At 55.0% G+C, this 11,970-nt stretch carries 10 protein-coding genes; all 10 read left to right on the forward strand.

Annotated elements, in window-relative coordinates; genetic code table 11:
* Window positions 1-67 precede the first annotated feature (67 nt).
* The 10 genes from NST96_RS08380 (at window position 68) to NST96_RS08425 (ending at window position 11,968) form a co-directional block, all read left to right on the forward strand.
* Window positions 68-1,291, forward strand: a complete 1,224-nt coding sequence (locus NST96_RS08380) for an anhydro-N-acetylmuramic acid kinase (protein WP_051925446.1) — start codon at window positions 68-70, stop codon at window positions 1,289-1,291.
* Window positions 1,292-1,314: 23 nt separating this feature from the next.
* Complete coding sequence (locus NST96_RS08385) at window positions 1,315-2,868, forward strand: ABC transporter substrate-binding protein (protein ID WP_003387859.1); 1,554 nt, start codon at window positions 1,315-1,317, stop codon at window positions 2,866-2,868.
* A 63-nt stretch (window positions 2,869-2,931) separates the two neighbouring features.
* Complete coding sequence (locus NST96_RS08390; protein ID WP_311067670.1) at window positions 2,932-3,873, forward strand: ABC transporter permease; 942 nt, start codon at window positions 2,932-2,934, stop codon at window positions 3,871-3,873.
* A 15-nt stretch (window positions 3,874-3,888) separates the two neighbouring features.
* The gene (locus NST96_RS08395; RefSeq protein ID WP_003387856.1) at window positions 3,889-4,722 is read left to right on the forward strand and encodes an ABC transporter permease; all 834 of its coding nucleotides are present in this window, start codon (window positions 3,889-3,891) and stop codon (window positions 4,720-4,722) included.
* Window positions 4,723-4,735: 13 nt separating this feature from the next.
* The gene (locus NST96_RS08400; RefSeq protein ID WP_172920930.1) at window positions 4,736-6,064 is read left to right on the forward strand and encodes a serine hydrolase domain-containing protein; all 1,329 of its coding nucleotides are present in this window, start codon (window positions 4,736-4,738) and stop codon (window positions 6,062-6,064) included.
* Between the two features lie 18 nt (window positions 6,065-6,082).
* Window positions 6,083-7,057, forward strand: a complete 975-nt coding sequence (locus tag NST96_RS08405) for an ABC transporter ATP-binding protein (RefSeq protein WP_003387854.1) — start codon at window positions 6,083-6,085, stop codon at window positions 7,055-7,057.
* A complete protein-coding gene (locus NST96_RS08410) occupies window positions 7,054-8,016 on the forward strand; it encodes a dipeptide ABC transporter ATP-binding protein (protein WP_003387853.1) in 963 nt (320 codons plus the stop codon). The genes NST96_RS08405 and NST96_RS08410 overlap by 4 nt, the downstream gene beginning before the upstream one ends.
* A gap of 37 nt (window positions 8,017-8,053) precedes the next feature.
* The gene (murQ, locus tag NST96_RS08415; protein WP_003387852.1) at window positions 8,054-8,959 is read left to right on the forward strand and encodes an N-acetylmuramic acid 6-phosphate etherase; all 906 of its coding nucleotides are present in this window, start codon (window positions 8,054-8,056) and stop codon (window positions 8,957-8,959) included.
* Between the two features lie 440 nt (window positions 8,960-9,399).
* On the forward strand, window positions 9,400-10,668 hold the full coding sequence (locus NST96_RS08420) for a cation:dicarboxylase symporter family transporter (protein ID WP_003387851.1): 1,269 nt from the start codon (window positions 9,400-9,402) through the stop codon (window positions 10,666-10,668).
* A 346-nt stretch (window positions 10,669-11,014) separates the two neighbouring features.
* A complete protein-coding gene (locus NST96_RS08425; RefSeq protein ID WP_122958112.1) occupies window positions 11,015-11,968 on the forward strand; it encodes a Gfo/Idh/MocA family oxidoreductase in 954 nt (317 codons plus the stop codon).
* Window positions 11,969-11,970: the final 2 nt, after the last annotated feature.

Raw genomic sequence — 11,970 nt, forward strand, 5'->3', positions numbered from 1 at the left:
GACTATTCCAAACATTCGTTAGAGAGGCAATTTCGTAAAGATAAGCAGGGTGAGAGTAGGTGAGATCATGAATCAAACTCCCAGGCTGCAAGACTATCGGAGCAGGAAGAAGCATGCGTTGATCGGATTGATGTCAGGGACTTCGCTGGATGGAGTCGATGCGGCGCTCGTGGAGATTCTGACGGACGACCGGGAAGAAATCGAGAGTGTGCGTCTGCAGAAATTTCATTATTTGCCGTATTCCGACGAGCTTCGCGAATGGGTAAAGAGCTTGTGCAGCGTTGATACAGCCCGTCTGGACAAATTGACGGCGGTACACTACGGACTTGCGGAATGGTACGCCCATGCTGTTCGCGAGCTTCTGAAAAAGGCGGATCTTTCCCCGGAGGCGATTGATGCAGTCTGCGTCCATGGGCAAACCGTCTGGCATATCGACAGGCCTGTGCCCTTTCCCGGGCCGGAGGGGATGACAAATGTCCGCGCTTCCCTGCAGATCGGCGAGCTGTCGACCTTGGCAGAGCGTACCGGAATCCCTGTAGTGGGGAATTTTCGGGCGAGGGATCTGGCAGCCGGAGGGGTGGGCGCTCCGCTCGTCCCCTATGCCGATTATGTGCTCTTCCGCCATTCGGAAAAAGGCCGCTTGCTGCAAAATATCGGGGGGATTGCCAATGTGACGGTACTTCCTGCCGGAGCGGCTATTCAGGAAGTGACAGCTTTTGATACCGGTCCGGGGAACATGGTGATCGACGAGATCATCCAGCTCCTGACGGACGGAAAACTTCGCTATGACGAGAGCGGAGCGATGGCGGCAGGCGGAACAGTGTCTTCCGAGCTGCTCTCGGGCTTGTTGTCTGACCCCTATTACCGGCTCGCACCGCCCAAAAGCACCGGGCGGGAAGTGTACGGCAAAGCATTTGCTGCCCGGTTGTGCAGTGATGCAAGGGCGCTCGGCCTCTCCGCAGAGGATATCGCAGCTACCGCAACGGCGCTGACGGCAGCTTCTATCGCGGATGCGTACCGCCATTTTGTGTTTCCCCATGCCCGTGTTCACGAGGTGATCGTGTCTGGAGGAGGAGCGCATAACAAGACGCTGCTTCGCATGCTCCGGGACGAACTGCCCGATGGTATCGCGCTGACGACAGCGCAGGCGTACGGGGTGCCGGACGATGCCAAGGAAGCAATCGCCTTCGCTGTATTGGGACATGAAACCTTGATGGGCCGCCCGAGCAATGTACCGTCGGTAACCGGCGCGAAACGGGCAGTCCCATTAGGCAATATCTGTTTGTATTAACCGAAACTCAGGGGGTAAAAAACGTGAAAAAGAGAGTGTTGGCAAGTTTTTTCCTGTCGCTGTCCCTTATGCTTTCAGCCTGTTCGGGAGGCGGGAGCGCACCTGCAGGCGATTCCAAGCCGCGGTCCGAGGGAGCATCCCAGACTGAAGGAAAATCGGAATTGATCGTCGCGGTCGATCAGGAGCCGGTCGGGTACGATCCGCACAAGGTGCCTGCGGCCTCCAGTGCACGCGTTTACTCATTGGTTTATGACAGCCTGACCAAGCTGGACGCCAATCTCGATCTCGTCCCGGGGCTGGCGGAATCATGGGAAACGGCTCCCGACGGAAAGAGCATTACCTTCCATCTGAGAAAGGGTGTCAAGTTCCACAACGGACAAGAGATGACCGCGGAGGACGTAAAGTACACCTTTGAGCGCATTTTGAATCCGGACACCGGTTCGATCGCCAAATCGTACTTCGCCAGTGTCGATACGATCGAGGTGCCGGACCCTGCAACAGTCGTCTTCAAGCTGAAAACCCCTGATGCGGCTTTCCTGACCAATGCGTCCGCGTCCTCGGCTTCCATCGTTCCGAAGGGATCGACTGATCTGACGAAGGAAGCCAATGGCACCGGACCGTTCATCCTGGAAAAAAGCGAGCCTGGACAGTATGTCCTGCTGAAGAAAAACCCGGACTACTTTAACAAGGAATTGCCAAAGGTAGACGCGATCAAGTTTCAGATCATGAAGGATGAGGCAGAGCGCATGGCTGCCATTCGCGCCGGCAAAATCGACATCAGTGCTGTATCGGCGGATTCGGCGAAGCTTCTCGAGGGCAAGCCGGGTATCCAGATAAAGAGCTACCAGTCTCTGGAGTACAGCTATTTGGGTATCAACGTCAAGAAAAAGCCTTTTGACGATCCGCGTGTCCGCCAGGCCATCAGTTATGCCGTAGACCGCAATCAAATCGTGCAAACCGTATGGAAGGGCGAGGCATCCGTGACCGGGCCGATCGCACCGGCACTGACCAGCTGGGCGCTTGATCCGTCCAGCTATCCAAGCTACACGCCGAATGTGGAAAAGGCAAAGCGGCTGCTTGCAGAAGCGGGGTATCCAAACGGCTTTGACACGGTCATTGAAACAGCTTCTACTTACCCGGACATGGTTGAGTCGGCGCAAATCATTCAGCAGCACTTAAAAGCGATTGGCATCAACGCGAAAATCAACCAACTGGAGTGGGGCAACTACATCGACACCTGGAAATCCAAAGATATGAACATGATGGTCGGCCGCAATACATCCGGCGTGGACTCCGACCGTTCGATGCGCTACTTCTTCTCGACTACAGGATCGGCGAACGTCTGGAATTACTCCAACCCGAAATACGATGAGCTCGTTCAAAAGGCGCTGGAGACGGTCGATGTGCAAGAACGCAAGAAATTGTATGACGAAGCGCAAAAGCTGCTGGTAGAAGACGCACCAAACCTGTTCCTGGCTTCTCCGAAAAACTTTTACGCGGTCCGCGACAACGTCGATTTTTCGCCGACGGCAGCGGGCGAATCCACCGCGTTGGTGAGAGCATCGGTGAAGAAGTAAGTGAGATAGGGAGGGAGTCGGGGAGACGATCTCCCCGATTTCTTCTTTTGTGGAGGGGTATCTATGGGAAGTTACCTGATCAAACGAATCATTAGCTTGATTCCCATCCTTGTCGGCATTTCGATCCTCGTTTTTACGATCCTCCATCTCGTTCCGGGCGATCCGGCGTCGATCATGCTCGGGACGGAAGCGACCCCGGAGGCAGTCGCCGTCCTGCGAGCGGAGATGGGGCTGGATAAACCGCTCATAAGCCAGTACCTGCACTGGGCCGGCGGACTTTTGCAAGGGGATTTTGGTGTTTCTGTGCACACCGGCGAAGAAATTTTACCGCAGATTCTCAAGCGGTTCATGATTACGCTGCAATTGACGATTATGGCGGTTGTGATCGGCTGGACCCTGGCCATTCCGTTCGGCATCCTGTCGGCGATTCGCTCTCACTCCAAAACGGACAAGGTGATTCGCATTTTGACCTTGCTCGGGATTTCGGTTCCCAACTTTGCCATCGGTACGCTTTTGCTGCTCGGCCTGTCGCTGTATTTCAACTGGTTTCCGCCGATCGATGTGGTCCACTTTTGGGATGATCCGGCAGAGGCATTCAAAGTGTTTATCCTCCCGGCGGTTACGATGGGAATCGTCGTCGCTGCCGGCGTGATGCGGATGACCCGTTCCGCCTTTATGGAAACGATGGACAAAGATTTCATCCGCACCGCTCGTGCCAAAGGAAACAGTCAATGGACCGTGGTAATGGGGCATGCGCTGCGAAATTCCTCCATCCCTATCGTTACGATTGCCGGTATGCAGATCGGCTACCTATTGGGCGGGTCGGTCATTGTCGAACAACTGTTTTCCATACCGGGACTGGGGCAGTATGTCCTGGATGGCATTTACCAGCGGGATTATCCTGTCGTACAGGGAGGCGTCCTGTTCGTCGCTTTGGTGTTCGTCTTGGTTAATCTGATCATCGACCTGATTTACACCTGGATTGATCCGCGAATCAAGTATTGACAAGGGGAATGCGACATGCGCACATTTCGAAGACGCTTTTTTGAGAACAAAACAGCAGTCGTCTGTCTGATCGTCCTGCTGCTGCTCGCTCTGGCCGCTGCCTTCGCTCCCGTATTGTCTCCATACGATCCGACGCAGATGTTTCAGGATCATCGCATGGAGGGCAGCTCCGGCGAATTTATTCTCGGCACGGATCAATTCGGCAGAGACATTATGAGCCGGATCATCTACGGAGCCAGAGTCTCGCTGATGGTGGGAATTTCCTCGGTGCTGGTCAGCGTCGCTTTTGGCACGCTGTTTGGATTGATCGCCGGTTACTTTGGCCGCTGGATTGACGGATTGGTGATGCGTGTAATGGACGTGCTGTTTGCTTTTCCGGAAATTTTGCTTGCTTTGGCGATCGTGGCCGCGCTTGGGCCAGGGGCCTTCAATACCATTTTGGCGATCGGAATTGTCAATATTCCGATCTTTACGCGAACGGTCCGGGGAGCAGTCCTATCGATCAAAAATCAGGAGTACGTGGAAAGCGCAAGGGCTATCGGCGCCAGTACGCCGCGCATTTTGTTTCTGGAAATTTTCCCGAATGTAACGGCACCGCTGCTGGTCCAGGCATCCCTCGCTATCTCGGGTGCGATTTTGACAGAATCGGCGCTCAGCTTTCTCGGTCTCGGCATTCAGCCGCCAGACCCTTCGTGGGGCGGAATGATCTCGGAAGCGCGCCGCTATATGGAGCTGGCGCCGGGAATGATCATCTGGCCGTGCGTGGCAATGACGATCACCATCCTTTCCTGCAATATGTTTGGGGACGCTGTGCGCGATATTCTCGACCCGCGCCACCGCGGCAAGTAACGGAGGGACGAAGATGAGTCACGATCAGCTCGAATCTGCCTTGCGAGAGCGTTTGAAACAAAATCTGGAGTCGGGCATCAGCCAAGGGATTTTCCCGGGGGGAATAGCCACTCTTGCCAGAGACGGTCTTCCTGCCATAACCGTAGCGGTCGGGAAGACAGAGGGTGCACAGGACGAGCAGGAGCAGGCATTCGGCTCGGTAGAAGAGCCGAACATGACAAGCTCTGCAAGCCCCGCAGATTCATCCAAGCACGGAGACGGGAAAAAAGACGGCATCGAGGTCGATGCCAACACCATGTATGACATGGCTTCGCTGACGAAGGTGATGGTTGCGCTGCCGCTCGTTCTTCTCAGCGTACAGGAAGGCAGGCTGTCGCTGACAGATTCCGTCACCCGCCATCTCCCGGAGCTGGAAGAGGGGACGGATGCAACAACGAAACGCAAGATCACGCTGCTGCATCTATTGACCCATACTTCCGGCCTCCCCGCTTGGCGCCCCTTTTTCCTCTATGCCCGCGGCGTCAAGGAGTACCTGCGGCTGATCGCGGCTGAGGCGATGACGGGGACGCCCGGCAAACAGGTCGTCTACAGCGATCTTGGCTTCATGCTGCTTGGCTTTATCCTGGAGCGGGCATGGGATGAGCCGCTAGATCAATTGGCCCAGCGGCTTATCTTTCAACCGAGCGGGATGACCCGTACCTGCTATCTGCCCTTGCAGCATGACGGCCTGGATGTGAGCGCAATCGCACCGACGGAGAACGGCAATGCATATGAGCAGGACATGGCAAGGCAGCAGTTGATCCAGGAGGAAGCGCTCGGACTGCCGTCCGCCCGTGAGCTGTCGGAGCGTCTGGCTTGCTTTGACTGGCGGAGAGGAATCATCCGGGGATCGGTGCATGACTGCAACGCATATCACGGCCTCGACGGCGTCAGCGGCCACGCCGGGCTGTTTTCCACCAGCGCGGATACGGAACGGTACATGCGCATCTGGACTTCAAACGAGTCGCCCGTGCGGATCGATCCCGTCCTGCGAGCCACGGCAGTCCGCTCCCATACGGGTGAGCTTGCACCGATGAGAGCGCTGGGGTGGGAAGCATCCGCGACGGGGGGCACGCTGGAGCAGATGGCTGCAGGCTGCACAGGCGGCGATGTCCTCTCCAGCCAAGCCTTTGGCCACACGGGATTTACCGGAACATCGATCTGGCGTGATCCGGCCAGAGGCGCGACGCTGATCATCCTGACAAACCGGGTCCATCCGACTGTCAGCAGCCTGATCGGTCCGTGGAGGCGCTCTGTCTGCAATCAGCTGTTTTCCCTAATCGGGACGGCAGGCTCATCCTGAGCAAAAGGAGGAAGAACAATGGCTGCCATGCTACACATCGATCAATTACGTACATCCTTTGCCCAATCGGGTAAGAGCCTGACGATCATCGACGGTGTCAGTCTGACTGTCCAAGCCGGAGAAACCGTGGGAATCGTCGGGGAATCCGGCTGCGGAAAAAGCGTCACCAGTCTGTCGATCATGCGCCTTTTGGGCAAAAATGCAGAAATGACCGGAAGCATACGCTTTGAAGGGAAGGAGCTTTTGACGCTGTCAGAAAAGGAAATGCAAAAGATCCGCGGCAACGAGATCGCGATGATCTTCCAGGAGCCGATGACGTCGCTCAATCCGCTCCAGACGATCGGAAAACAGATCGGCGAGCCGCTCCGGCGCCATCTCGGACTCTCCAAGCAAGCAGCAAAGGAGAGAGCGGTCCAGTTGCTCAGGGAAGTCGGGATTCCCCGCGCGGAAGAGATCGTCGGCGAGTACCCGCACCAGTTGTCCGGAGGGATGCGGCAGCGGGTGATGATTGCGATGGCGATGGCTTGCTCGCCCAAGCTGTTGATCGCCGATGAACCGACGACAGCGCTCGATGTAACCATCCAGGCGCAAATCCTTGAGCTGATGAAAAAGGTGAGGGCGGAAAACCATACTTCGATTGTGTTGATTACCCACGACCTGGGCGTCGTAGCCGAGATGTGCCATCGGGTCATCGTCATGTACGCCGGACAAATCGTGGAGGAAGCGGAAGTTACGAAGCTGTTCGAGGAGCCGAAGCACCCCTATACAAAAGGGCTGTTGAATTCCATGCCGAGCGTCAGTGTGGATGCGGAGCGGCTGGAGGCGATTCCGGGCTCGGTGCCGCTGCTGCACGAGATGCCGGCGGGCTGCCGTTTCGCTCCGCGCTGTTCCCACGTGATGGACATTTGCCGGGAACAAAACCCGCAGCTTCTTCCTGTCGAGGGCGGTCAAAAGTGCCGATGCTGGCTGTATCAGGAGGGGGATGAGCGATGACGAAGCCGCTCTTGGAAATCAAATCGCTGACGAAGCATTTTGTCAGCAAAAAAGGCTTTTTCGGACAAGAAAAAGTGGTCCGCGCGGTCGACGGCGTTGACTTGACGATCTATCCCGGCGAGACGGTCAGTATTGTCGGAGAGTCGGGATGCGGCAAATCAACGACCGGACGATGCATACTCCGGCTGATCGAACCGACCGCGGGGGAGGTTTTTTTCGAGGGACGGGATATTTGCAAGCTGAGCCCGGCTGACCTCAGAGGGGTGCGCCGCGATATGCAGCTGGTGTTCCAGGACCCGTTTGCCTCGCTCAACCCGCGCAAGACAGTCGGGCGGATTTTGGAAGACCCGTTGATCGTCCACGGAATCGGAACGGCCCAGGAGCGGCAAAAACGGGTAGAAGAAATCATCGAGATCGTCGGCTTGTCCAAGCAGCATCTCAGCCGCTTCCCGCATGAATTTTCCGGCGGGCAAAGGCAGCGGATCGGGATTGCCCGGGCTTTGATCCTGCGGCCAAAACTGATTGTCGCCGACGAGCCGGTATCCGCTCTCGACGTGTCCATTCAGGCGCAAATCCTCAATCTGATGCAGGATTTGCAAAAGGAATTTCAGTTGACCTATTTGTTTATTTCCCACGATTTGAGCGTTGTTCGGCATATATCGGACCGTGTGGCGGTCATGTATTTGGGCAGAGTGGTGGAAGTGGCTGACAAGGAGTCCTTGTACCGGAATCCTACTCACCCGTATACCCAGGCACTGCTGTCCGCTGTGCCGGTTCCCGATCCGAAAAGGGAGCTGCAGCGCATCATCCTGGAGGGAGACTTGCCCAGTCCGTCCAATCCGCCAGCCGGATGCACGTTTCACCCGCGCTGCCGATCCTGCATGGATGTGTGCAGAAGCGAAATCCCGCTGCTCAGACAAAAGGAAGAAGGGCATTGGGTCTCATGCCATCTGGAGTAAAAGACGCAAATAGGAGAGCAGGGGAGGAGCGAACGGGATGCTGGAGAACTTGAAAGAACTTGTGACAGAAGGAAAAAACGAAAGGACGAGGGACCTGGATCAACTGCCTGTGCGCGAAATTTTGCAGGTGATGAACGACGAGGACAAAAAGGTGCCCTACGCGGTTGAGGACGTCCTCGATCAAGTGGCGGACGCAGTTGAGATCATCGTCGATTCGCTGCAAAACGGGGGACGCCTGTTTTACTTTGGCGCCGGGACGAGCGGCCGTCTGGGCATCCTGGACGCGTCGGAGTGTCCGCCCACATTCGGTACGGACCCCGAGCTGATCCAGGGGGTTATCGCCGGAGGACCTTCGGCGATGATCAGGGCGGTAGAAGGAGCGGAAGACTCCGAGGAGCTCGGCGAGGAAGACATTCACAAATACAACGTGACAGGAAAAGATGTTGTTGTGGGCATAGCCGCCAGCGGCCGTACGCCTTATGTGATCGGAGCGCTCCGGGCAGCACAGACGATCGGAGCGAGGACGATTTCGCTGTCCTGCAATGAGACAGCGCTGATCGATGGCGGAGTCGATGTCTCCATCAATGTTGTTGTCGGGCCGGAGGTCGTAACCGGGTCTACCCGGCTCAAGGCAGGCTCAGCGCAAAAGCTGGTACTGAACATGCTGACGACAGCAACGATGATTCGGCTCGGGAAAGTATACGGCAACCTGATGGTCAACGTCCAGGCGACCAATCAAAAGCTGCGGGAGAGGGTCAAGCGAATCGTGATGGAGGTCACGGGTGTCACATACGAGGAAGCCGGACGGCTGGCCGAGCTGGCCAACGGAGACGCGAAAGCCGCCATTTTGATGAAGCTGACCGGATCGAACAGGGAAGAGGCGCTGCAGCTGCTCGAACAGACCAATGGGAGAATTCGCGACGCCATCCGCCTGTACGGATAAGAGATGTAGCAGTCACCGTTGCCGAAAAATGTAACAGGAATGTGCTGTATACAATTGTTTTCGATAGATAGGAACCAAACCGGAGGGGAGACCGCTCCGGTTTTTTGCGTTTTCCAGGAAGAAGTTAGTTCAAAAATATTCAGTAGAGTTTAATCATAATGAAATTATAGAAAATAAATAAGAATACAAAAAACGCGGATTTTGTCAAAGTTATGCTATGATAACCTAGCGAAAAATATATAGATCAACCATGTAATTTTCAGTACCATCCAAAAGATACCAGAAAGCAGTGTCGAAAGTGCAAAAAGGAATTTCTTTACATTGAGAAAAAAAAAACCGTGTCTGCTACTATAATATTGTTACTTCGACAAATTTCGACAATTCCTTGTCGATTTTGTACTGATATATACACAATTACGAAAGGACAGCGAGGTGTCAGGATGAAACGATTCGGGTTAGCCATTCAAATTGTAATCGGTCTATTCCTTGGTATTCTGGTAGGTGCTATCTTTTACGGCAATCCTGCGGTGGCGAGCTACCTGCAGCCGATTGGCGACATCTTTATCCGGCTGATTAAAATGATCGTCGTTCCGATCGTCATCTCCACGTTGATCGTCGGGGTTGCTGGTGTGGGAGACATCAAAAAGCTGGGGAAGATCGGCGGAAAAACGATATTGTATTTTGAAATCGTTACCACGATTGCGATTATTGTCGGTCTTGTTGCAGCGAACCTGTTCCATCCCGGTGTCGGGGTTGACATGACGAATCTTGCCAAAACCGATATCCACCAATATGTGGAGACGGCTGAATCGACGCAAAGCCACAGCTTTGTTGATACCTTCGTCAATATCGTGCCGAAAAACGTATTCGAATCGATTGTCAAAGGCGATATGCTGGCGATTATCTTCTTCTCCGTCCTGTTTGGACTCGGGGTTGCCGCTGCCGGAGAAAAGGGTCAACCTGTTCTTCGATTCTTCCAGGGTGTGGCGGACGCCATGTTCTGGGTCGTCAACACAATCATGAAGTTCGCGCCGTTCGGTGTTTTCGCATTGATTGGCGTAACCGTTTCCAAATTCGGTCTGTCGTCCCTTGTTCCGCTCGGGAAGCTGGTCATTTTGGTACACCTGACGATGCTGTTCTTCATTGTGGTCGTTCTCGGTGTCATTGCACGCATGAGCGGGATTTCGATCTTTTCCATTATCAAGATCTTGAAGGACGAGCTTCTTCTGGCCTATTCTACGGCCAGTTCGGAGTCGGTGCTTCCGAAGATCATGGAAAAGATGGAGCGCCTTGGCTGTCCGAAAGCCATCACGTCATTCGTCATTCCGACGGGCTACTCGTTCAACCTGGACGGCTCCACGCTCTATCAGGCGCTGGCGGCTTTGTTTATCGCGCAGATGTATGGCATTCACATGCCGATCAGTGCGCAAATTACACTGATGCTGGTATTGATGGTCACCTCGAAGGGGATTGCGGGGGTGCCTGGAGTATCCTTCGTCGTACTGCTTGCGACCCTTGGCTCTGTCGGCATTCCGCTTGAAGGTCTTGCCTTCATCGCGGGAATCGACCGTCTGCTGGACATGGCTCGCACAGTGGTCAACGTTGTAGGCAACTCTCTTGCCGCTGTCGTTATCTCCCGCTGGGAAGGGCAGTTTGACCAGGCAAAAGCAAAAGAATACATCCGTGAAGCCACATCCAAGGTGGCGTAAAACGGTCAAAGGGCCCCTCGCCGGAATCATCAGGCGAAAGGGCCCTTTTTTGTTGTATCATGAAGTGAGGACTACGCAGAAATTGACCGGAGAGAAGAGCAATTTTCGCGAAGCGCTCCAAAGGCCGCTAACGGTACGATAAAGACATTTGCCGGAGCACATCGGCAGGGAAGGCGGTCAAAGCGCATGACTGCGCAAACGAAGCTGTATTTTTTGTGTATGCGAAAAAAGCGAGAAATCCGAGTGCAGCAAACATGCAATAGGGAGGTTTGGAAATAACTGGCACATTGGAAGTCCCGCCTGCCTTGTGCCAGAGAACAAAAAGTCGGAAAAGAGGGATTTTTTTATGAAGGAACGCTACTCAGTTGGAATCATTGGTTCCGGAGTGATGGGGGAGCGTCTTATGCACGCAATGAATACCCATGAACGCTTCACGGTGGCGGCAGTTTGTGATGCCGCTTCGCAGCGTGCCCGAGAAGTGGCAGACCGCTTCGGCATCGCAGCTTGGCATACAGACCATCGGCTATTGCTCCGTGAAGCGGAGCTCGATCTTGTTTACATAGCAGTTCCACCTAAATTTCACCATCCGATTGGCTTGGACGTGCTTGCCGCAGGGAATCATTTGCTGTGCGAAAAGCCCTTGGCGAACTCGGTTCAGGAAGGAAAAGAGATGCTGCGGGCGGCAACTGAGGCTGGTGTTATCCACGCCATGAATTTTCCGCTCTTCTATCGTCCGATTTTTCCCGAGCTGAAGCGGAGACTGGCGGAGATCGGAAGCGTGCGCAGGGTGGACATCGTCACTCATTTCCATCAGTGGCCGCGTCCTTGGCAGCAGACAGCATGGCTTTCCGGCCGGGAGCAGGGCGGCTTTGTCCGCGAAGTGCTGCCGCACTTTCTCCACCTGACCTATGCACTCTTGGGCCGCTGCGAAGTAGTTCGCTCTGATGTGGACTACCCGGAAAACCAGGAGCTATGTGAAACGGGTATTTCCGCGCTGCTTCGTCTCCCGGACGGAACGCCCGTCACGATTAATGGCCTCGCAGGCATCGCTCATGAGGAGCATTTGGCTTATACGGTCTACGGTACAAAAGGGACGCTGTCTGTGAAAAACTGGAGCACGCTGCTGGCAGGGGGGATGGGCCAGCCGCTGGAAGAAGTCCAGGTGCCGGATCAGGATCGCATGCACCTGCTGCTCGATGAGCTGGCGAATGCGCTGGATGGAAAAGAGGCGAGACTGATCGGCTTTGATACCGGACTCGTGGTCCAGGAAGCCTTGGAGGCCTTGCATGGAAAAGAATAAAC

It is taken from the genome of Brevibacillus sp. FSL K6-2834, from assembly GCF_038592925.1.
Classification (GTDB): Bacteria; Bacillota; Bacilli; order Brevibacillales; family Brevibacillaceae; genus Brevibacillus; species Brevibacillus borstelensis.

Bases quoted from the DNA above. Each gene is read 5' to 3' on its own strand.
- NST96_RS08420 (WP_003387851.1), top strand. From the start codon at position 9,400: ATGAAACGATTCGGGTTAGCCATTCAAATTGTAATCGGTCTATTCCTT.
- murQ (WP_003387852.1), top strand. From the start codon at position 8,054: ATGCTGGAGAACTTGAAAGAACTTGTGACAGAAGGAAAAAACGAAAGG.
- NST96_RS08390 (WP_311067670.1), top strand. From the start codon at position 2,932: ATGGGAAGTTACCTGATCAAACGAATCATTAGCTTGATTCCCATCCTT.
- NST96_RS08380 (WP_051925446.1), top strand. From the start codon at position 68: ATGAATCAAACTCCCAGGCTGCAAGACTATCGGAGCAGGAAGAAGCAT.
- NST96_RS08400 (WP_172920930.1), top strand. From the start codon at position 4,736: ATGAGTCACGATCAGCTCGAATCTGCCTTGCGAGAGCGTTTGAAACAA.
- NST96_RS08405 (WP_003387854.1), top strand. From the start codon at position 6,083: ATGGCTGCCATGCTACACATCGATCAATTACGTACATCCTTTGCCCAA.
- NST96_RS08425 (WP_122958112.1), top strand. From the start codon at position 11,015: ATGAAGGAACGCTACTCAGTTGGAATCATTGGTTCCGGAGTGATGGGG.
- NST96_RS08395 (WP_003387856.1), top strand. From the start codon at position 3,889: ATGCGCACATTTCGAAGACGCTTTTTTGAGAACAAAACAGCAGTCGTC.
- NST96_RS08410 (WP_003387853.1), top strand. From the start codon at position 7,054: ATGACGAAGCCGCTCTTGGAAATCAAATCGCTGACGAAGCATTTTGTC.